Source organism: Helicobacter sp. 13S00401-1, assembly GCF_002272925.1.
In the GTDB taxonomy this organism is placed as follows: domain Bacteria; phylum Campylobacterota; class Campylobacteria; order Campylobacterales; family Helicobacteraceae; genus Helicobacter_I.
The window spans coordinates 1-20,970 of record NZ_MLAR01000013.1 but is presented as its reverse complement, the minus strand read 5'-3'; the positions used below and the strand labels follow the sequence as shown (position 1 = coordinate 20,970).

Below are 20,970 nucleotides of genomic sequence, written 5' to 3'. Positions count from 1 at the left end.
GCATGACTGATAGATGTAGTTTTTGTGGAAAAGAAGCAAGTGAAGGGAATCCACTAGTAGCTAGCAACCCAGAAGTCAGCGGACAAAAAGCCTTTATCTGTAAGTACTGTTCAACTTATATATATAAAGAGTACTTTGATAAAGATGGCCTTGAAGGTGCAGGTTTTGATGTTTTAAAACATGACATACCTTCCCCTAAATCTTTAAAACGTCATCTTGATGACTATGTTATAGGGCAAGAAAGAGCTAAAAAGATCTTTAGCGTAGCAGTTTATAACCACTACAAAAGAATCTCTAGCCTAAATAAAAAAGATGAGAATGGAAATATACTTTATGGGGGCGAAGATGTAGAGCTTTCTAAGTCTAATATCTTGCTTATTGGTCCTACTGGAAGTGGTAAGACTTTAATGGCCCAAACCTTAGCTAAGTTTTTGGACTTGCCTATTGCCATCTGTGATGCTACATCTTTAACTGAGGCGGGTTATGTCGGAGAAGATGTAGAAAATATATTAACAAGACTCTTGCAAGCTGCTAATGGCGATGTTAAAAAAGCAGAAATGGGTATAGTGTTTATAGATGAGATAGATAAGATCTCTCGCTTATCAGAAAATAGATCTATAACTCGCGATGTAAGTGGTGAGGGCGTTCAGCAAGCCTTACTTAAGATTATAGAAGGAAGTGTGGTAAACATCCCTCCAAAGGGCGGAAGAAAACATCCTAATCAAGACTTTATACAAATAGATACTAGCCATATACTCTTTATCTGCGGTGGAGCCTTTGATGGCATAGAAGATATCATCAAAAAAAGAGTATCCAAAAACTCAGTCCTAGGTTTTGGCGTTAGTGCTGAAGAAGAAAAAGTAGAATCTAAAGATTCTATCATCTCTAAAGTTGATACAGGTGATCTTGTAAACTACGGTCTTATACCAGAACTTATAGGGAGGCTGCCAGTTATATCAACCCTTGAAAGCATAAGCAAAGAAGCTATGATATCTATACTCACTAATCCAAAAAATGCCATCATAAAGCAGTATAAAAAGCTTTTTGAAATGGATAATATAGATCTAGTTTTTGAAGATGATGCAATTGATCGTATAGCTGAGCTTGCAATTGAACGTAAAATTGGTGCTAGGGGGCTTAGGTCCATAGTTGAAGAGTTGTGCATAGACTTAATGTTTGATATGCCAGAATATAGTGGCTATCAAGTAGTCATAACAAAAGCTTGTGTAGATAAGCTAGATAAACCTATACTAATCAAAAAAAACAAAGCCAAAGCTATATAAGATACAAGGAGCATATAAGTGTTATTTAATAAACTTTTAGGGTGGTTTTCCCACGATATAGCCATAGACTTAGGTACAGCTAATACTATAGTTATGATAAAAGGTCATGAGATCTTAATAAATGAACCTTCAGTTGTCGCTGTTAAGGTAGATAAGTATAAAGATGATGAGATCTTAGCCGTAGGTAGGGAAGCTAAAGAGATGGTAGGTAAGACGCCAGATAATATAAGGGCTGTTAGACCTATGAGAGATGGAGTTATAGCTGACTTTAACATCACTGAAAAAATGATACGCTACTTTATAGAAAAGGCACATAAGAGAAAAAACTTTATGCGTCCTAGGATTATGGTTTGTGTTCCTTATGGTTTAACTAGTGTGGAAAGAAAGGCAGTTAAAGAATCTGCCATGAGTGCAGGGGCAAGAGAAGTATTTTTGATAGAAGAACCTTTAGCTGCGGCCATTGGTGCTGGCTTACCTATACAAGAACCTCAAGGAAGCTTAGTAGTTGATATAGGTGGTGGTACTACTGAGATAGGTGTTTTATCACTTGGAGGCCTTGTTATATCTAGGTCTATACGCACAGCTGGCGATAAGATAGATGGCGCTATCATAGAGTACGTAAGAAAGAAATTTAACCTTTTAATAGGTGATAGAACAGCTGAAGAGATAAAGATAGATATAGGAAGTGCTGCTCCACTAGATGAGATCTTAGTTAAGCAAGTTAAAGGTAGAGATCAGATAAGTGGTCTTTTAAGTACTATAGAAATAACTAGTGAAGATATAAGAGATGCCATAAAAGATCACATCAAAGAAATGGGTAATGCCTTAAAAAGTGTTTTAGAGGTAGTCCCACCTGATCTAGCAGGCGATATAGTAGAAAATGGCATAGTTTTAACTGGTGGTGGAGCACTTATTAGAAATCTTGATAAGTACTTTTCAGAAATGGTCAAGCTTCCAGTTTATGTTGGTGATGAGCCTTTACTTGCCGTGGCAAAAGGCACAGGCAAGGCTATGGAAAATATGAGTGTACTAGAAAAGATCATAGCTAATAGCTAGTTTTCTTAATGAAGATACTTTCCTTTTTTATCATACTTATAGTCTTAGTTGTGGCTATCTTTGGCTTTGTGCCAGTCCTTAGAACTTTTGTCATAACTTCAAGCTATGATGCAAAGCAGTTTTATATAGCAAAAAAGCAAGGACTTACAGACTTTATAGATGACTATACGACTAAGGCCGCTGATGTGGCCCATATGCGTACTACTATTAGAAACTTACAGGCTGATAAGATTAAGTATGATGCTTTAAAAATTAACTTTTATAATCTAAACGCTGCTTTAAATATGAATAATAAATATGATGGCGTAGATGCCAAGTTAGCAAAAGTGATATCTTTTGTTTCACTTGCTAACTACACTCGCGTTTGGATTGACTACACACAAAAACATAGCAGTGTCAATAAAATGTATGGAATCTTAAAAGATGGTTATGCCCTAGGGATAGCAACTTTTAAGGGTAATAATCTCTTAGGTTTTTTAAACGGGGACAAGAGTACAAGCTATAGCGTTTATGTTGGAAAAAACCAAGCCCCAGGTATATTAAGAACTGATAGCGATAATAAAATAGTTATAGACTATATACCTTCGTGGATAGATGTAGAAGTTGGCGATGAGGTCATAACTAGCGGTCTAGATGGAATCTTTTTTGAGGGCATAAAAGTTGGCAAAGTCACTAGCATAAAAGAAGATCATGGCTACACAAAAGCTAGCGTGCAAGTCTACTCAGATGAAGCTAGGCTTGGTTATGTATGGATAGTAGATACTAAGGTTCCTCAAACTATAAAGCTAGATGCAGATAGTTTTGATAAGTAAGTGTTTATAAACTAAGCTTGCAAGTAGTTTGCTTTGTAAGTGGCTAAATCTTTATTTCAACAGTTTCTTTTTCTATTTTTTCTAACTTATATGCTTTCTTCTAATAAAAAAGGGGTTTACCCCCTCCTTACTCCCGCAAAACCTGCGAAAGCGTAAGCTTCTTTGAAACTAGTACTTTCTTTTAAGAAAGCCTTTTTTTGGCGTGAGCCAAGGGGAGGGCCTTGGCTCATTTCCGTTTCTAGCAAAACGAAGTTTCCTTGAAAGCGAAGCTTCCTCGAAAAATCGTGCGGTCGCACTGTCTAGCTTCCTTTTCTCACGATTTTTGCACCACGAAACAAAGCGAGCTAACGGGCACATTTTATAGAAGTAGTTTGTATTTCTATAAGTCTATAGTTTTTTATATTGTTATTACGATGCGGTTATTCTTATATGCATAGCCTTTCTTTTCGTACTAACAAAAACAAGCCTGCGGGGGGGACTACGGGGGTTAGGCAAGGGGGATAAGGGGACTGCCTGGCTCAATATAAGTCCCCTTATCCCCCTTGCCAAAAGCTTTAAATTTATAAAAGTAGATTTTGCAATAGAAAACTTAAGTGCTTTGCACAAAATTGCCACAAGGAGTTTTATACCCTTCGTAATGATAGATTACAAAGATCGCAAGAAAAAGTAATACTACCCATTAAAAACGATGCGTTAGGGAAAGGTAAAATTAGCAATATGGCAGTTTTTAAGTAGGGAAGATAGAATCTAGATTCTATAAAGTTGATCATTTTTTAAATATCACGTTGTTATGTCAAAGACTACTATTTTCATAAAAGCCCTAAGGCAAGTAAATAGTAAAACTTTACTTAACTTTAAGCCTAGCTACTTATAGTTTTTGAGTATTTAAGACAAGCATGCTTAAGTTAAGATAACAAAGCCTCTAAGCTAGTAAAAGCTCTTAGCTGTTAATGTTTATGTTTTGTTCTAAGTTAGAGTAGGCGTTAACATAACGTTGCACAAAGTCATTATGCGCGTTAAACATTTTGATACCATTTAGCTTATTAGCATTAATTATAAAGGGCGTATCAGTCTCATTAGGATTTTTGGAATCTAGGCTAGTTTTAGATTCTAAGTGGCTTGTTTCAGGCTTATTAAGCTTGCTTTTTTCCCTTAACTTATCCATATCTGCTAGTTGATAAAGCTTTTGTGCGGCTAGGAGTTTTTCTCCATCGTTTAGATTAAGCGTTGCTTTTATCCATGCACTATATTCTTTATCGCTCATTAACTCTAATATATTTAAGCCATAAGTTTGCCTAGGGATACTTTTTTCATCAAGTATGACTTCTGCTAGGTTTGATGTGCTTTTTGTTGCAGGAGCACTTTCTACTTTAGTCTTAAAAGATGCACTTTCTAGTGAAGCGCCTTCGCTTTTAGCCCTTGCCTCGCTGTTAGAGCTTTTTATATTTTGTCTTTTTATGTAGAGTGTGTTTTTGTTATATAAGTCTAGTGAAATGTTATTTAAGTCTGACATCATATCCCCATCTCTTAAAGATTTCTAATCTTTATCTATATAAGCAAATCTAATACCCAAATCAAGATAAATTCATATTTCTCTATACTATTGATTTCATAGTTATTATGAGAAAAATTATATAATTTGGAAGCAGTTTATTTTTAAAGGAGTATGGCATGTCAGATGATGATTTTGAAGACGATTACGACTACTATGAAGAAGACTTTGAAGAAGAAGATGATGGACTAGGGGATGAAGTAGGATTCCAGTATGATGAAGATGACTATGATCTCTATGATGAAGAAAGTGATGAGTAAAAAGAACAAACATGCGTACTATAAAAATAGCCCTTATACAAGAAAGCTTTAAAGGTGAAAAACAGTTAGAAAAGACAGCCTATGCTATAAAGAAGGCTGCAAGTAGTGCTGAGTTAGTATGTCTTCAAGAGTTGCATACTAACCACTACTTTTGTCAAGCCCAAGATTTGCGTAACTTTGAGTATGCGCATAGTTTTGATACACAAGTGGCATTTTTTAGTGACCTAGCTAAAAGCTTAAAGATAGTGTTAGTAACTAGTCTTTTTGAACAAAGAGCTCCAGGTCTTTATCATAACACTGCTGTAGTGTTTGAAAAAGATGGCAAGATAGCTGGTACTTATAAAAAGATGCATATACCTGATGATAACAACTTTTATGAGAAGTACTACTTTACTCCCGGAGAGCAAGAAAAAGATTCTGGCTTTAGGCCAATTAATACTAGTGTAGGTAGACTTGGAATCTTAGTTTGCTGGGATCAATGGTATCCAGAAGCAGCAAGGATTATGGCATTAAATGGTGCTGAGATCTTAATCTATCCTACCGCTATAGGCTCACTTTTTAGTGAAGATGAAGACGAAAGAGCTAGGCAGATAGATGCGTGGGTGAGTATGCAAAGAAGCCATGCCATAGCTAATGGAATCTATGTAGTAAGCATAAACCGAGTTGGAAAAGAAGGCGAAAGCTTAAGTGTTATATTTAATCCTAGTAAAGAAGCCTTAGAAAAATCTAAAAGCGATAAAGAAGGCATAGATTTTTTTGGCAATAGCTTTATAGCCTCACCACAAGGAGAGATTCTAGGAAGGCTAGATTCTAAACAAGAAGGTATATTAGAGGCTAGATTAGATATGGGTGAGATAGAGCGTATAAGAAATATATGGCCATTTTTACGTGATAGACGTATAGATGCTTATTCTGATTTATTAAAACGTTTTGCTTTTAGAGGTTAGGGCTTTGAGTGTGCAAGATAAGCTTAGGTGGGATAGTAAGTATGCAAGTAATGATATGGTTTTAGAATCTAGTGTCTTGCTAGATCTAGCCTTACCATTTTTAGAAAAACAAGAAAGTAAAGAAAGGCTAAAAGTACTAGATATAGCCTGCGGGACTGGTAGGCACTCTTTAAAGCTTATGTCTTCAAGAAAGCTTAATCTAACCTGTGTTGATATATCAGAAGTAGCACTTAGTAAACTAGAAGCCTTACTAAAAGCTAAAGAGTATAGTAGCCATAAAGTAAATTTAGTCTGTGCTGACTTAGAAAACTTTGAGGCTAATGAAGAGTATGATCTTGTGATGAAGTTTTTCTATCTTAATAGGGGCATACTAAAAAACTTACGCTCTTTAGTTAAGCAAAATGGAATCTTTATCTATGAAAGTTTTGAAAGACTAAGTGAAGATAAAAATACAGATCACTACTTAGATGTTGATGAGCTACTAACCTACCTAAGTGACTTTGAGATACTTCATAAAGACTATGTAAATGAGAGTGAAGAAAAAAGGACTATTAGGGTCATAGCAAGGCGCATTTTATGAATAACGACCCTGATCATCAAAGATCTAGCACCCCTAAAGCCATCTCTGAAGCTATACCAGTACTTGATAGCAAGCTAAAAGGTAAGGCTAGATCTAAGACTAGATTTAGAATAGGGCGCATACTTAATATAGCACTGCCTAGTGGTTTACAAAGTGGTCTTGATGTATTAGATATGTCTATAGCCCTTTTTTTTATAGGTGCACTTGGTAATGAGTATGTAGCAAGTGTCAGTATTTCAACTGGCTATTTAGTGCTTTTTTATCCTGTAGTTTCTATACTTTATATCGCTGCAAATGCTCAGATATCTCGTGCTTTTGGCGCAAGGGACTATACTAAGATAAAAACTATCTTTTCAGTTATGTTCTTTTCAGCCATACTTTTTTCCATACCTACAGCCCTTGTAGCCCACTTTGGATCTTACTACTATTTTTCATGGCTTAATTTAGGTGATAGAATAACTAATCTTGGTGTTTACTATCTCTCAGTCACAGTTTTTATCTTCCCAGCCCTTATGACAAAAAATGTTATGATCTCAAGCTTTGCAGCCCTTGGAGATACTAGAAAGCCTTTTATGATAAAGATAGGAGTTACTATCTTAAGTGTGTTATTAAACTATACTTTTATCACTGGTGGTTTTGGTATGCCTAAGTTTGGTATGGAAGCAGCAGCTTTTGTAACAGTTGGAATCTCCTACCTTGAAAGCCTTATACTTTTAACGCTTATTACTACAAGGAAAAAGATCTTATTAAAACTAAGACCTAGTTTTAACTTCTACTATTTAAAACATGGTTTAAAGATAGGTATACCTACAGGTATAGAAAGACTTTATACGCTTGTAAGTATAAGTATTATCCTAAAGTTTGTCTCAGGCTATGGAGATAGTATAGTTACAGGATTCCAAGTTGGCACTAGGGTTGAAAGCTTTTCTTTTGTGCCTGGATTTGGCTTTATGGTAGCTGCTATGGCTTTGATGGGGCAAAGTTTAGGGGCTAAAAAGATAGCTTATGCTAAAGAGTATGTAAGGCTTTGTTTGATTATAGCTTCAAGTGTTATGGGGACTATAGGCTTGCTTTTGGCTATCTTTGGCTACTTTCTTACTCTTATCTTTATAAGCCATGATGCAGTTGCTATACATTCTGGGATGTATTATCTAATAGCTGTTGGACTTTCTCAAGTACCGCTAATTTGTTGTTTTGTTTATGATGGGGCGCTTCGTGGGGCAGGTAAGACTAATGTCCCTTTAATGATTAATATCTCAAGTATTACTATCTTAAGACTTTTGCCCATGTATATTTGCATACACCTAGGATTAAGCGTGTATATCTTATATGTCATTATATGTGTTGAAACTTATATTAGATTTATATTTTTCCACTTTGCGTTTAATAAGGGTACGTGGATACCTAAGCTTCATAGAAGGCTACGCTTTGTTAGTAGAAAACGTAGTCTTTGTAAGACCTAAAGAGACTAAGCTTGCTTGCTATAAAACTATAGAAAGTAGATCTTATAGCATATGCAGCTTTAATCTCTTTACGCTATTAACTAAATCTTTATTCTAATACTTTCTTTTTTTATACTTTTTATCTATATATTTTTCTTTAAACAAAGCGAAGCTTTCTTGAAAACGCTAGTTTCCTTGAAAACGAAGTTTCCTTGAAAATAAAAAATTATATATACGTAACTATTCCATTAAAATGTACTTGTTGGCTTGCTTTGTTTCGTGCTGACAAAAATCACAAAAAAAAGTGAGCAGTAGTGCGATGTGAACGCATGATTTTTACTAGAAAACGGAAATGTGCCAAGGCCCTTCCCCTTAACTCACGCTAAAAAAAGCTCTCCTAAAAGAAAGAAATAAAGAAGAAAGTCCTAGTTACTATAAGCAACTATACTTGTTTCAAAGAAACTTATGCTTTTGCAGGCTTTGCAGGAGTGAGGGGGGGGTAAGCCCCTTTTTCAAGGAAACTAACGTTTTCAAGGAAACTTCGTTTTCAAGTAAGCTAACGCTCTGTCATTGCAAGGAGACATGAAGTGCTGACGTGGTAAGCTGTATATTCTGCTTTTGGGTTTTTACATTAGTAAAACTAAGCGTGTGACGAGGACTTAAGGGGTAATATTTTGTAAAAAAATTAGAGGGATAAGGAGACCGCCTAGCTTTAAGATAGGCCTTCTCTCCCTTCTTGCCAAAAGAATAGAAATTTATTAAAGTAGATTTCGCAACAAAAAACTTAAGTGCTTGTCACACATAAAATTGCCACAGGGCGTTTTACACGCCCTTCACAATGACAGGTTGCAAAGATTATAAAAAGAGTAATCTTGCCTATTAAATACAATATCTTATAAAGTACAGTTTCTAATCACCTTCTGGCATCTTGGGCAGAGCTCATCTTCACTTGAAGCGTTAAACTGCCAACATCTTGGGCACTTATGAAGACTAGCTTTATGTACTTTAAAGTTTAGACCATCTATATCAAAACTAAAAAGTGGCGTAGAGTTAGCGTCTTTATTAAACTTTGAAGTCATCAAAAACTCTTCTAAATCCCCCTGGGCGTAGTTAGATTCCACACTTAGTTCAAGACTTGATTTAACAAGCTTATCTTTTTTCAAAACATCAACACCTTCATTAAAAAGCATCCTAGCCTTAAGTAAGATATCAAACTTAGCTTGCAAACTATCTGTAAGTTCATAGTCTAGCTCTTGTTTAGTGATAGAAAAAACATCACTAGCGTTATTTTTAACTAAAGGAGTTGCGTACTCTAGGGCTTCATTAACAGTGTAGGTTAAAAATGGTGCTAAAGTAAAAAGCATACGCCTAGCTATAAGGCACATACCACTTTGGATAGCTAGTCTTTTAAAAGATGTAGAGTTATCACAATACAAACTATCTTTACATATATCAAGGTAGATTCCACTAAGATCTACTGTTATAAAGGCATTTAGAATCTGAAAGGCTTTTGAAAAGTCATAGTTTAAAAAGCTTTCCCAAACGCTTTCAAAAGTAGCATTTGCACGACTTAGTATCCATTTATCTACATCGCTTAGATGATCTAAATGAAGCTCATTTAATCCTTCAGTATTAGCTAGTAAAAAGCGTAAAGTGTTTCTAATCTTAAGATAGTTATCACTAACTTGCTTTAAGATGTTATTTGAGATTCTAATATCGCCTTGATAGTCAGCTAAGCCTACCCAAAGTCTTATTATCTCACTACCCAAAGTCTTAGACACTGTTTCTGGGGCTATGACGTTACCTTTAGACTTACTCATCTTTTCACCCTTTTCATCAAGAGTAAAACCATGGGTTAAAAGCGTTTTAAAAGGTGAGATTCCATTTAGGGCAGAGCTTAATATCAAAGAGCTTTGAAACCAGCCTCTATGTTGGTCACTTCCTTCAAGATAAAGGCTGGCTGGATATTTGCCTGCGTCATAGTTTTTATCCTGCGTGGCATGCCATACACTCCCACTATCAAACCATACATCAAGTATGTGCATGCTTTTTTCTAAGTTAGCCTCTAAGTGCTTATAAGAATCTGGAAGCAAGTCTTTTATCTCGTAACTCCACCAAGCATTAGTACCTTCTTTTTCAAAGATATCAGCTATATGATTAAGCACTTCTAAGTCTAAAAGTGGTTTTTTGGTGTTTTTATCTATAAAAAAAGCTATAGGCACACCCCAAGATCTTTGCCTTGAGATACACCAATCAGGCCTATTTTCTATCATAGTCCTAAGACGGTTTTCCCCACTAGCAGGATAGAATCTAACACCATTTAGTGCATCAAGTGAAACCTCCCTTAAAGTCTTGCCATCCATAAAAGGCTCATCCATTAAGATAAACCACTGAGTAGTAGCTCTATAAATCACTGGCTTATTAGTACGCCAGCAGTGAGGGTAGGAGTGGGTTATCTCAGTGTGATTTAAAAGAGATGCTCCTAAAAGCTCTAAGATTTTCTTTTCAGCCTTATAGATATGCATGCCTACAAACTCATCTACTACATCATCTCTAAAAAGTTTTAAAGACTTAACTTGAGTATCAAAACAGCCATTATCATCCACTGCCATGATGACAGGCAAGCTGTATCTTAAGCACACATAGTAGTCATCTTCACCATGCCCTGGGGCAGTGTGTACAGCACCAGTTCCTTCATTCATACTTACGTGGCTTCCTAGTACTATTAGGCTTTCTTTGTCATTTAGCGGGTTTATAGCTTTTAGATTTTCTAAAGACTTAGAATCTAACTCTTTTACTTTAGTACCCTTAACTATGCCTTTTTCTAAAAGACTAGAATAAAGCTTACTAGCTACTATATAACCATCTTCTGTTAAAGTGTAGGCTTCATCTTCGGCTAAAGCTATAGCTTCATTGCTTGGCAAAGTCCAAGGAGTAGTAGTCCAGATGATAAAGCTTGCATCTTGTTTTAAATCAAGCTTCCTTTTAGAATCTTCATCCAACTTAAAGCTTACATAAACTGAGTTAGACTTTTTAGGTTTATACTCAACTTCTGCATCAGCTAGCGCACTTCTTGCCGCCCAACTCCAGTAAATTGGCTTGCTTCTTTGTGCTAAAAGCCCCTTTTTTGTAAGCTCTATAAGCACTCTATAGATATCAGCTTCAAACTTATAATCCATAGTCTTATAAGCTTTTTCATAGTTGCCTATAACGCCAAGAGACTTAAACTCTTCTTTTTGTATCTCTACAAACTTACTAGCATGCTCTCTGCAAAGCTCACGCATTTGAGTTTTACTCACAGTTTTTTTCTCTTCTTGAAGTAAGGAATCTACTTTTTGTTCTATAGGCAGCCCGTGGCAGTCCCAGCCTAGAGTGTATTTTATGCGTTCGTTATTAAAGTAGTGGATTTTTACTATACAGTCTTTTAAGATCTTATTTAACGCATGGCCTATGTGCAAATGACCGTTTGCATAAGGAGGGCCATCGATGATATTAAACTCTGTCTTAGCGTCTTTTCTAAGTTCTTGCATCTTTTTGTAGGCATAGCCATCCCACTTTTTATAAACTAGAGGTTCATTTTGAGGGAGGCTTCCCTTCATAGGGAAGTTAGTTTTTGGGAGGATTAAACTATCTTTATAATCGATTTTTTCGCTCATGACTAGGCTTCTTCTTTTAGGATTTCTACTTTTTCTATGGTGTCGCCTTGTTTTATAGAATCTAAAACTTTAAGGCTTGCTTCATCTTTTGGATCTATGCGTCCAAAAGCAGTGTGCTCGCCATCTAAGTGAGGACAAGGCACAAAGCAGATAAAAAACTGACTGCCGCCTGTATCGCGTCCTGCATGGGCCATAGAGATAGTGCCTCTTAGATGTTTAACTGGGTTTCCTTTTAGTTCGCATTTAATCCTATAGCCCGGGCCTCCTGTGCCAGTTCCATGAGGACAGCCGCCTTGTGCCATAAAGCCAGGAATCACGCGGTGGAATTTTAGATTATTATAAAAGCCTTTTTTTGCTAGGTCTGCAAAGTTTGCCACTGTGTTTGGCGCACTTTCAGGAAAAAGTTTTAGTTTTATAACACCTTTGTTGGTGTAGATGTTTGCAAATTGTAAATCATTTAGTTCGTTTTCGCTTAGGTTGTACTCTTTTAAATCTTCCATAACTTAGCCTTTTAAAAATGTGATAAGATACAATTTTATCATAAAAGGGCGATTTCTAAAGAGGCTAGAAGCTAAGTTAAAAGCTATCTATAAGGCCACTTAAAAGAAAGGGTAGTTAGGCAGTATTTTTTAAATATTTGTAAAGATAGGAAGCTATGAAAAAGTGTGTATTGATACTAGTTATGTTAGGTGTTGTCTTTGCTGGGGAGAGTGCCCTTCCAAACTCACACGACCTTTTTTCTACTCCTGCTACTAAGAGCACTCAAAGGTCTAGTGGACCTTTTATAAAAGAAATATTTACTCCTAATAAAAACACAACCAAAGCCTTATATAAACCAAAAAGTGAAAGTCCACTTGTTTATTCAGTAGTTGTACTTAATGTCTTTTTTGAAAATGGCATACAAAAAAGAGGCTATGGAATCTTGCTTCAAGATGGCTATGTGCTAAGTTCAGCCTCGCTGGTTAATGAAACTGGCAGTTTTGCTAAAACTATAAAAGCTAGGATGCAAGATGATGTAGCCCACTCTTTAATGTGTGTAGCACGCTTTAGAACTGTAGCAAACGATCTTGATACTAATCTTAGCTTGCTAGAACCAGTGGCTTATACTGATATAAACTGCCTACCTAGGAGTGAGAGTTTTTATCATGAACGTATCAATGTAAAGTATGGACTTAACATAAGCAAGCAAGACTTGCTTGCTACTTTAGTTAGTGCCAAGAGTGATGATAGTAAGCAAGATGTTAAAGCCCTCTATCCTTCTATTAATGTAGATGATTCTTTGTTTATGAAAAAAGAAGACTTGCAAGACTTGCTAAAAAGTAAAGATACGCTTTCTTTACCACTGTTTTCACCTAGCGGCGGTTTTTTAGGGCTTTTAAGTAAGGATAGTTTTAAGGGCGCTGATACTTTAAAAGACAAGCTAGTGAGTAATCAAAGTGCTTATAAGTTTGTATGCGAAGCAGCAAGGTTAAATCAGATAAAAAGTCCTAATATAAGTAGTTACTGCAGATGATAAAACAAAGCTTAGTTTGCCTATGTGCCTTAGCTTTTAGCCTAGCTAGCGCACAAGATTTAAAAGCTCCTTTTAGCACAAAGACTTCTAGTGCATCTAGTGGGATTATAGATTCAAGCACACCTTCAAACACATCTACTCTAATAGAATCTAGCTCTCCACTAAAAGACAGCACTGCAATAGATTCTAGTAAGCCAGATGATAGTACTGCTGAAGGTAGCCTCATAGATCAAGGAGGGGGCTTACAAAGTGAAAGCATGCATCCAAGTTCTATTATACAAAGTGTTAATAAGAATCTTTCTAAGGCCTTTATGCAAGAGGCAAATCCTTACAATATAAACTATGATAATCTAGACCCAAAGTACTATAGATTTATGAGATTTTATAACAAGTACTATGATAGTGATATAGCTAAGCTTATAACTGCAGTTGATGCTAGTGAGTTAAAAAGTGGTTTTTTTGTAGGTGGTAATCTAAACTTAAAGCTAGGCACACCTTTAAATGCAGGCTTAGAGCTAACAGCAGGTTTTATCAACCTAAAAGGAGGAGGGAGACTAGGGCTTTTTACTCCTAATGGACCAGTTGGATATAGGCTTTATGTAAACTATATCCAAAGCTTTGGAGGAGGCTTTATAACCTACTTTGGAGGTAATGCTGACTTACTCATACACCTACCTTTTGGTTATAAAAAACAACAGGGCTTTGAGCTTGCACTAGGGCTAGGGCTAGGTAACTTGCTAAGTAAAAGTAATGCTAGTTCTAACTTTAAACTGGGTGGAAGCTTAAATGCTGGTATGAGTTATGTTCTAAAAAAGCATAGAGTAGAGCTTGGAGTAAAAGTTTTAGCACCTATAAATCTAACTAATTTTGATACTTACTTCATAGTGCCTAGTATAGGATATGCCTATGTTTTTTAAACTAGATTCTAAGCTATTACTAACTTTTATAACTTTTGCTTTTTTAAGCACTGCTTTTGGTGCAGAAAACTCACAAGAAAGCAAGCAAATAGATAACTATATAAAAAATAGATCTCTTATAAATACAGTCGCCCCAGATAGTAGTAATCAAAGATACAAACTTCAAGGAGGGCTTTTTTCAAAGTATCAAGATCAAAATGCCATAGCTAGCAACGTAGACTTGGGGGTTAGTAAAACTCAAGTTTTTATAGGCATACTAACAGGAGTTACTCTAACAAGTGTTAGAGATAACAAACATACCTTGCCTAATATCAACATAAAGCTAGGTTACCAAAACTTTTTAGGAGCTTATGGAAACTACTTTGGGATAAGGGTTTATGTGGATAATCTTTATGCGTCTAATTTGTTAAGTAGATTTTTTGAGCTGCCTAATCTTGATGGCTTTGTAGATACTAGCTTAAATTTAGCTTCTATTAATGTTGATTTAATGGCAGATATACCTTTAAGCAAGTATGTAAAAGGTGGACTGAGTGCAGGCTATGGTATAGGATATATGCAGTATAGTGATGAGTACTGGGATTCTTTAAAAGGGCTTAGTGCTAATGTAAACTTAGAAGCAAGTCTCTTGCTTTTTGATAGACATAGAATCTCTTTTAGGATAGGTAAGATTTTTTACTACTATGGGAGTTTTGTCACAAGGCGTTTAAGTGTGACTAGTGACTTTAGACAAGCAGACTTTGCCTCACCTTTAAATATAGACCTAGGATATAGCTATGCGTTTTAAGTTGATATGCCTACTTTTAGTTAGTGCTAGTGTTGCTTTTGGTGAAGGCAGATTCCTAGTGGCTGATAGTTTTATAGACCCAAGCTCTAGCGGAGGCATTAACCTTGGGGTAAAAACTCCAGCTCTTAGCTTAAAAACTGATACTATCACTAAAGATGATGATACTACGCGTCTAAACACTGCTATTAGTGAAGATAATAAAGCCTCTAATCTAGATACTAAGATTCCTTCCAAAGATAGCAAGGAAGATGAAACCTCGCCAAGTGAAGCTAGGCAAGTCCCACTTATCCAAAGCCTTCCAGTAGATGACAATTCTTTGCAAGATTCTAAACTTAACACGCCTGATGAAGAATCTGAAGTCCCATTAACTAAAAATCTAACTGATAAGACACCTACTACTAGTCAAGTTACATCTAGTAGTGATGATAAGCCTCTAAAATCTAGCCCAAAAAAAGATGCAAGTAAAGCTAAGCAAGATGAAAGCTTAAAGATTCCAAGTAAAAGGGCTGAGAGAAGGGCACTTAAAGAAGAGTATGAAGCAAAGCTTGCAAATGACAAGATAGCTTTTAGTAGTGATAAAGATGAACATTTTGAAGTTTCAAACTTACAGCAAGCCCAAGAGATACATGAGCTTAAAAAAGAAAGATACATGCTTAGGGCACAAGTCTACTATAAAGACTTAGGTGTTTTAGAGGCCATTAACGCTAAGGATAAAAGTGGCTACTATGTAGGGTTAAGCTATCTTACTAATCTATCAGGGATTAGTAGATTAGATTCTAACTTTTTAGGTGGAAGTGTTGGATATATAAACTATATAACACCTAGGCAAGCACTTTTTGCTGAGGTTAGAGGGTTTAGCAATCTTACTTTAAACCCTAATTTTTATAGTGTTGACTTACGCTTTGCTATGCTCCAAGAGATAGGCCAAAGCTTTTTTTCAAGTAATGATGTAGGCATCTATGGAGGTATCTCTTTAGGGAATAATATTCAAGAGAACTTTACGCCAGGAGCTTTTTTTGGCCTTAGTATCTTAGTGTATAAACATAATAGGGTGAATCTAGAGTGGAGTGTACCTTTTATGAAGACTGCTACTTCTTTTGATAGTCTTTACTCTACTAGTTACTCTTATAAGTTTTAAAAAGGAGGTTATGCATGAAGTACATTTTTATAGCACTAAGTTTATTTACCTCCTTATATGCCTTTGAAGATAGCACTCTTTCAAACCCATCTTCAACTTTGACTAATGATATAACAAAGCTTAGACTTGAGTTAGGCAGTGATTATAAACCAGCCCTTCCTCATGACACTTATATAGAATCTAAAGATAACGACTATGCTACAAGAAATGCCTTGCAAAAGATCTATGATGATGCTGATAGTAAAAGTGGATTTTTTGTTGGGGGAAATATAGGCTTTGTTAATCTCTACACACAAGATTCTAAAAAGCTAGCTATAGCCTCGCCATTTTTACTAGGGCTAAAAGGTGGCTATGTAGGCTTTGTTAACCAGTACTTTGGTGCTAGGCTAACAGGGATGGTGAATGTAAGTGCCCCTCTAGGAAGTGTTAACCTCTATGATGTAAGCAGTGGTAACAAAACTCCAGCACTAGGTGATACTTCCTTGCAAGCCTTTTATGCCCTAGCAGGACTTAGTGCAGATGCCCTCTTTGAGTTCCCACTAAACTATAACTACAAGCACTACTTAGGTGGCTTTGCGGGGGTTAATATAGGCACGATGTATTATAGAACCTATGTTAACTATAAAGCCCATCCTTTCATATGGGACTATAACTTTCAAGTAGACTATTCGTTTAATCTAGGTGTTAGCCTCACACTTTTTAATAAAAATAGAATCGAGTTTTATTACAACATCCCCTTTGCTTTCTTAGAGTTACCAGGCTTTGCGCTTAGTGCTAACTCACAAGAAACTCCAACCTTTTATAGGTCGCCAATTTTACTTATAAGCTATAGCTATGTTTTTTAAGATTTAAAGCTTTTTAAATCTACTTTAAACTAGACTTAAAATCCTTTTAAGTACTTGTATATAAGGGATATAAAGATAGCAAAAAAGACTACTAGCATAAAGATTTTTACTATCTTTTGACCCTTTCTTATAACTAAACTAGAGCCAGCATAGCCTCCAAGCATATTAGCTATGATTAAAGGCAAGATGATGGCATACATGATCTTGCCAGCTAGGATAAAAGTTACAAGGCTTCCGATGTTGGAAGAAAGATTGATAGCTTTAGCAAGTGCTGATGCGTGAACTAAGTTAAGCCCTATAACCACAGAAAAGCCAAGGATTAAAAAGCTACCAGTACCCGGTCCAAAAAATCCATCATAGAATCCAACCACTAAAGCTATGATAGGAGTAAACAAATATATATCTTTTCTATTCATAACTGTTTTATCTGAGTTCTTTTTGGGTATTAATGTTAGGATAAGTGCTATAGGTAGGATGATAAAAAAGACTTTATATATCACGTGGGTATCTAAAAGTAAGACAGTTTTTGCACCAAAAAAAGCCCCTATGATCCCAGTTATAGAGCCTACGATGGCTGCTTTATAGTTTAAAAGCTTATGTCTTATAAAGTTTATAAGGGCTGTTAAAGTACCTAAAGTAACAATGGACTTATTAGTCCCTAAGGCTATCTCTGGACTTATGCCAGCTAGCAATAAAGAAGGCATAGTTAAAAGCCCTCCACCGCCTGCTATGCTATCTATAAATCCAGCTAGGAAAAAGATAACTGCTAGTATAACTAGTATCCATATATCCATCTTTTCTCCTAAGTTTTCAATCCTGTGTTGAGATTAATTAATAATATTTATTAACCAGTTTAAGCATATCTTATATAATTACAACAACAGTTTTCTCTATGCATTAATATAGCATTAACAAATCAAAAATGTGAGAGAGTCCTTAAATGTTACATAGATTTAATACAAAGTATACTGGTGTTACAAAGCTAGTCGCACTTTCTTTTGTTTTAAGTTCTTTGCTAGGAACTATCTATGCTGATACTACACCTCAAAATGCTGGGAGTAAGTTTAATGGAAGCACTGGTTTTACTAGAGCTAATTCTGTAAATGGAGGCTATTTATATCAAAGTAGGAATCCAAATCTAACAGTTAATAGCTTTACTCCTTCAAGCACTTATTACCTAAAAGATATTAACTACTCTATGAACTCAGATCTCAACAAGACTAATATGCTAACTGTAAACTTAGCTGGCTCTAGTCTCATACTAGGTGCTGATGCTGCCACTAATGGGAATACGGGCAATGTTTTATTAGGAGCTTTTAGCGGAAGCACTACTAAATATAACACTGGAGTAACTTTTACTGGCGCTAAAGACTTTTATATAAGAGGTAATACATACTTTGGAGGAAACTATGCACAGCATGGCGCAAGTATATATGGCGGTGGTGGTGCCCAAGTAAGCATTAATGCCACAGGCACAGTTCATCAAGATGGTGTTTTAAGTCTCATACAGTGTACTACATCTGGTTGTCAGAGCAACCCTACGAGTTTAACTATAACTGGAGCTTCAGCTTTTAACTCAACTGGTACTATAAACACTTCTGGCGGAACAAAGATAGATGCCTCAAATAGTGATGTAATATTAAATACCTTAAATGCATTAGATTCTGTAACTATTAATGGTAAAAGCATAACTATAAATACTCTAAACTATAGTGATATAGGAAGGGCAGGGGCTAGTGCTCATGCGACACTTACTGCTACTAGTGGCGATGTAAAAATTAATAATAATTTACAGATAGGTAATAATGACAGTCTTAAAGTAAGCGCTACTAATCTAACCACTAAAGATATATCTATAGGTAGAGGCTTGCAAGGATCAAGTATAGATTTAAGTGGTGTTACTGGCACTACTAAACTTGGGAATCTAACTCTTGGTAATAGTGGAGGAGACTCTGCTACTATGACTTTTACTGCTGGGGGTAAAAGCTTTGAAGCTAAAAATATCACTTCTTTAAACTCACCTACTTCTCAAACTGTGATAGATCTAAGCAAGGTAAGTGATAGTGTAAAAGCAGGAGTTATAAATCTAGGCGGGAAGAATACATTCACAGTAGGCGCTAAAAACTTTAGTGCTACTAGTCTAGAAACAGGCTCTGGTTCAAAGCTAGACTTTAGCAAGGTAACTGATAGTTTTAGCCTTACTAATCTTACCCTTGGTTTAAATACTAGCCTTGATCTCTCTCAAGTCACAGGGGATACTAAAATAACAAATCTTTCTTTTAGCCCAGCTATAGCAGGAACTACTACTGGAAGCACTTCTGCTTTAAAAGCACCTAAAAGTAATGTCACTGTAGATAGTGTATCTTTGAGTAATACAGCCTTTGGCTCAAGAGATAGCATAGAGGGCAAGGATATAAAAGTAGGTTCTATAGAGTATAAAGTTGCTGGTGTTTCAGGTAGTGAGCTAGAGCTTGCTCTAAAAGGAAGTAAGGCAGTAAGTATAGATAAACCAGTAGCCCTAGTTAGTTGGAATAAACTCTCAGCCTCAGGAATCAATCTAACTACTAGTGATCTAAGCACACAGATAGCATCCCAACTAGACTTTAGTGGTATAAGTGGAACTGTCAAGATGGGTAGTGTCTTGCTAGGATCAAGTAGTACCTTAGTAGTAGGGGGAGAGGCTAATAAGGTAACTACCTTTACAGCAGGAGACATATCAAGTAGGGGTGGTGCTTTAGGTAATGTTGTAGACCTAAGTAACGTAACTGATAGTGCTACAGTTGGCAATGTAGCTTTAGGTGATTCTGCGACCTTTACAGTAGGCTCTAAAAACTTTACAGCCACTAGTCTTAGTGCTGGACTAAACTCTAAGCTAGATCTAAGCAAAGTAAGCAATAACTTAGCTATAACTAATGTAGCCTTAGGTTTAAACTCAAATCTAGACTTTAGTGGAGTAAAAGGCACTACTCATATAACTAACTTAAACCTTAATCCAAGCATAGTCAATGTAACTCTTGGAAGCACCACTACTATAAATGCAAAAAATAGTGATGTAACCATTAACAATATCAAAGCTTCTAATACTACAGCAGGTGCTAAGACCAATATCTTAGGTAAAAGTATCACAGTAGACACGCTAGACTATGCAGGAACTAGAGGTAGTGATGGCAATACTATAATACCAGATGGTGCAGCAGGTAGCATCTTAAGTATAAACTTACAAGGTAGTAATGATATAAAGGTAACTAAAGCTATCACACTTCATGGGTATAACGAGCTAAAAGCTAGCGGGAAGACTTTAGAGACTAATGATATAACAACTGGAGCTAACTCCTTTTTAAGTTTTGGTGATGTGACTGATGGTGTAAAACTTGGGAATCTTAATCTAGGTGATTTTAACACTCTAACTATAGGGGCAAAAGAACTTGCCTCTGGTGCTATATCTGTGGGTAATGGCACCACTTTAAACTTTCAGCATATAACTGATAGCTCACAAGTTGGCGCTTTGAGTTTTAGAGGTGGTGGCACTATCAACGCTCCTGGTATAGATATAAACCTAACTAGCGTGAATCTTAGTAACCTCCAAAAACTAACAGTTAAAGCTAAAAATTTTTATGCTGATACTATAAATGCCGCAGGCCTTGATAGTGCAGGTGCATTAGTCTCAAACTCTACATTAGAACTAAGTGGTGTTACTGGTAACTCTACTATTAAGACCTTAGGGTTAAAGACTGCAAGTGTTTATGGCTCTAACTTTGATATAGGAAGCCTAACAGTTCAAAGAAATAATAATACTTGTATAAATGGAGGTTGTAATAATAACACTGTGTTTTATTCTCAGCTTGATAAGGTAAACATAGATAACCTTTACTTATATCAAGGCACTAGTGGTGTAGATAGAGCAGGCTTAGAGTTTAGGGGTAATGGCACTACTAAAGAAGGATCAAGTATCAATCTTAATAATGCCACTTTAGATTCCTGGTCTGTGCTTAATGTTAAAAATGTAGCTAGTGTTAATGCTAACAACCTAACCCTCCTTTTTGCTAGTGCCTATCTGCCTACCCTAAACGCTAACAACCTAACCTTTCAAGATGGGAACTCTGATCTTCATGTAACTGGTGATATAAATATCTATAACACCTTACACCTAGAAAACCTCTATGCACAAACCTATAAAGCCCCAAA

Annotated in this window: 17 protein-coding genes; 13 read left to right on the top strand and 4 right to left on the bottom strand. The window is 36.0% G+C overall.

Annotation, left to right across the window (positions count from 1 at the left end):
• Positions 1-2: 2 nt before the first annotated feature.
• Genes clpX through mreC form a run of 3 tightly spaced genes read left to right on the top strand, consistent with a single transcriptional unit; the run spans position 3 to position 3,151 of the window.
• Positions 3-1,283 carry an ATP-dependent protease ATP-binding subunit ClpX gene (clpX, locus tag BKH43_RS06780; protein WP_095229925.1) on the top strand — a complete coding sequence of 427 codons (1,281 nt, stop codon included), beginning with the start codon at positions 3-5 and terminating at the stop codon, positions 1,281-1,283.
• An 18-nt stretch (positions 1,284-1,301) separates the two neighbouring features.
• Positions 1,302-2,339 (top strand): rod shape-determining protein, encoded by a 1,038-nt coding sequence (locus BKH43_RS06775; RefSeq protein WP_095229923.1) that lies wholly within the window; start codon positions 1,302-1,304, stop codon positions 2,337-2,339.
• 8 nt (positions 2,340-2,347) lie between these two features.
• Positions 2,348-3,151 (top strand): rod shape-determining protein MreC, encoded by an 804-nt coding sequence (mreC, locus tag BKH43_RS06770; protein ID WP_095229921.1) that lies wholly within the window; start codon positions 2,348-2,350, stop codon positions 3,149-3,151.
• A gap of 940 nt (positions 3,152-4,091) precedes the next feature.
• Here mreC and BKH43_RS06760 read toward each other — a convergent pair.
• Positions 4,092-4,664: a hypothetical protein gene (locus BKH43_RS06760; RefSeq protein ID WP_253248069.1), complete on the bottom strand. Its 573-nt coding sequence runs from the start codon at positions 4,662-4,664 to the stop codon at positions 4,092-4,094.
• A 158-nt stretch (positions 4,665-4,822) separates the two neighbouring features.
• On the opposite strand from BKH43_RS06760, the gene BKH43_RS08500 reads away from it, so the two are divergent.
• Genes BKH43_RS08500 through BKH43_RS06745 form a run of 4 tightly spaced genes read left to right on the top strand, consistent with a single transcriptional unit; the run spans position 4,823 to position 7,953 of the window.
• Positions 4,823-4,963 (top strand): hypothetical protein, encoded by a 141-nt coding sequence (locus BKH43_RS08500; RefSeq protein WP_172402341.1) that lies wholly within the window; start codon positions 4,823-4,825, stop codon positions 4,961-4,963.
• A gap of 20 nt (positions 4,964-4,983) precedes the next feature.
• Entirely contained in the window at positions 4,984-5,910 is a 927-nt protein-coding gene (locus BKH43_RS06755) for a carbon-nitrogen hydrolase (protein ID WP_143429051.1), read from the top strand.
• A 10-nt stretch (positions 5,911-5,920) separates the two neighbouring features.
• Positions 5,921-6,490 carry a class I SAM-dependent methyltransferase gene (locus BKH43_RS06750; protein WP_143429048.1) on the top strand — a complete coding sequence of 190 codons (570 nt, stop codon included), beginning with the start codon at positions 5,921-5,923 and terminating at the stop codon, positions 6,488-6,490.
• Complete coding sequence (locus BKH43_RS06745; RefSeq protein WP_095229911.1) at positions 6,487-7,953, top strand: MATE family efflux transporter; 1,467 nt, start codon at positions 6,487-6,489, stop codon at positions 7,951-7,953. The genes BKH43_RS06750 and BKH43_RS06745 overlap by 4 nt, the downstream gene beginning before the upstream one ends.
• Before the next feature lie 872 nt (positions 7,954-8,825).
• Here the strand turns inward: BKH43_RS06745 and ileS are convergent.
• Positions 8,826-11,576, bottom strand: coding sequence for an isoleucine--tRNA ligase (gene ileS, locus BKH43_RS06740; protein WP_095229970.1), 2,751 nt, complete (start codon positions 11,574-11,576; stop codon positions 8,826-8,828).
• A gap of 14 nt (positions 11,577-11,590) precedes the next feature.
• A complete protein-coding gene (locus BKH43_RS06735; RefSeq protein ID WP_095229909.1) occupies positions 11,591-12,088 on the bottom strand; it encodes a peptidylprolyl isomerase in 498 nt (165 codons plus the stop codon).
• A 155-nt stretch (positions 12,089-12,243) separates the two neighbouring features.
• Between BKH43_RS06735 and BKH43_RS06730 the strand changes: the two genes are divergently transcribed.
• The 5 genes from BKH43_RS06730 to BKH43_RS06710 are packed head-to-tail and all read left to right on the top strand — an operon-like array spanning position 12,244 to position 16,785.
• Positions 12,244-13,101: a hypothetical protein gene (locus tag BKH43_RS06730; protein ID WP_095229907.1), complete on the top strand. Its 858-nt coding sequence runs from the start codon at positions 12,244-12,246 to the stop codon at positions 13,099-13,101.
• Positions 13,098-14,018 (top strand): hypothetical protein, encoded by a 921-nt coding sequence (locus tag BKH43_RS06725; protein WP_095229905.1) that lies wholly within the window; start codon positions 13,098-13,100, stop codon positions 14,016-14,018. Before BKH43_RS06730 ends, BKH43_RS06725 begins: the two co-directional genes overlap by 4 nt.
• Positions 14,008-14,802, top strand: a complete 795-nt coding sequence (locus tag BKH43_RS06720; protein WP_095229903.1) for a hypothetical protein — start codon at positions 14,008-14,010, stop codon at positions 14,800-14,802. Before BKH43_RS06725 ends, BKH43_RS06720 begins: the two co-directional genes overlap by 11 nt.
• A complete protein-coding gene (locus BKH43_RS06715; protein WP_095229901.1) occupies positions 14,792-15,940 on the top strand; it encodes a hypothetical protein in 1,149 nt (382 codons plus the stop codon). Before BKH43_RS06720 ends, BKH43_RS06715 begins: the two co-directional genes overlap by 11 nt.
• Before the next feature lie 14 nt (positions 15,941-15,954).
• Entirely contained in the window at positions 15,955-16,785 is an 831-nt protein-coding gene (locus BKH43_RS06710; RefSeq protein WP_095229899.1) for an outer membrane beta-barrel protein, read from the top strand.
• A 35-nt stretch (positions 16,786-16,820) separates the two neighbouring features.
• On the opposite strand, the gene BKH43_RS06705 is transcribed toward BKH43_RS06710, so the two are convergent.
• Positions 16,821-17,579 carry a TSUP family transporter gene (locus BKH43_RS06705; protein ID WP_095229897.1) on the bottom strand — a complete coding sequence of 253 codons (759 nt, stop codon included), beginning with the start codon at positions 17,577-17,579 and terminating at the stop codon, positions 16,821-16,823.
• 146 nt (positions 17,580-17,725) lie between these two features.
• Here BKH43_RS06705 and BKH43_RS06700 point away from each other — a divergent pair.
• Positions 17,726-20,970 (top strand): hypothetical protein (locus BKH43_RS06700; RefSeq protein ID WP_143429047.1); only part of this gene is annotated, 3,245 nt, incomplete at its 3' end.

Excerpts from the sequence above, each read along its gene's own strand:
- clpX (WP_095229925.1), top strand. The coding sequence starts at position 3 with ATGACTGATAGATGTAGTTTTTGTGGAAAAGAAGCAAGTGAAGGGAAT.
- mreC (WP_095229921.1), top strand. The coding sequence starts at position 2,348 with ATGAAGATACTTTCCTTTTTTATCATACTTATAGTCTTAGTTGTGGCT.
- BKH43_RS06760 (WP_253248069.1), bottom strand. The coding sequence starts at position 4,664 with ATGTCAGACTTAAATAACATTTCACTAGACTTATATAACAAAAACACA.
- BKH43_RS08500 (WP_172402341.1), top strand. The coding sequence starts at position 4,823 with ATGTCAGATGATGATTTTGAAGACGATTACGACTACTATGAAGAAGAC.
- BKH43_RS06745 (WP_095229911.1), top strand. The coding sequence starts at position 6,487 with ATGAATAACGACCCTGATCATCAAAGATCTAGCACCCCTAAAGCCATC.
- BKH43_RS06735 (WP_095229909.1), bottom strand. The coding sequence starts at position 12,088 with ATGGAAGATTTAAAAGAGTACAACCTAAGCGAAAACGAACTAAATGAT.
- BKH43_RS06730 (WP_095229907.1), top strand. The coding sequence starts at position 12,244 with ATGAAAAAGTGTGTATTGATACTAGTTATGTTAGGTGTTGTCTTTGCT.
- BKH43_RS06725 (WP_095229905.1), top strand. The coding sequence starts at position 13,098 with ATGATAAAACAAAGCTTAGTTTGCCTATGTGCCTTAGCTTTTAGCCTA.
- BKH43_RS06720 (WP_095229903.1), top strand. The coding sequence starts at position 14,008 with ATGTTTTTTAAACTAGATTCTAAGCTATTACTAACTTTTATAACTTTT.
- BKH43_RS06715 (WP_095229901.1), top strand. The coding sequence starts at position 14,792 with ATGCGTTTTAAGTTGATATGCCTACTTTTAGTTAGTGCTAGTGTTGCT.
- BKH43_RS06710 (WP_095229899.1), top strand. The coding sequence starts at position 15,955 with ATGAAGTACATTTTTATAGCACTAAGTTTATTTACCTCCTTATATGCC.
- BKH43_RS06705 (WP_095229897.1), bottom strand. The coding sequence starts at position 17,579 with ATGGATATATGGATACTAGTTATACTAGCAGTTATCTTTTTCCTAGCT.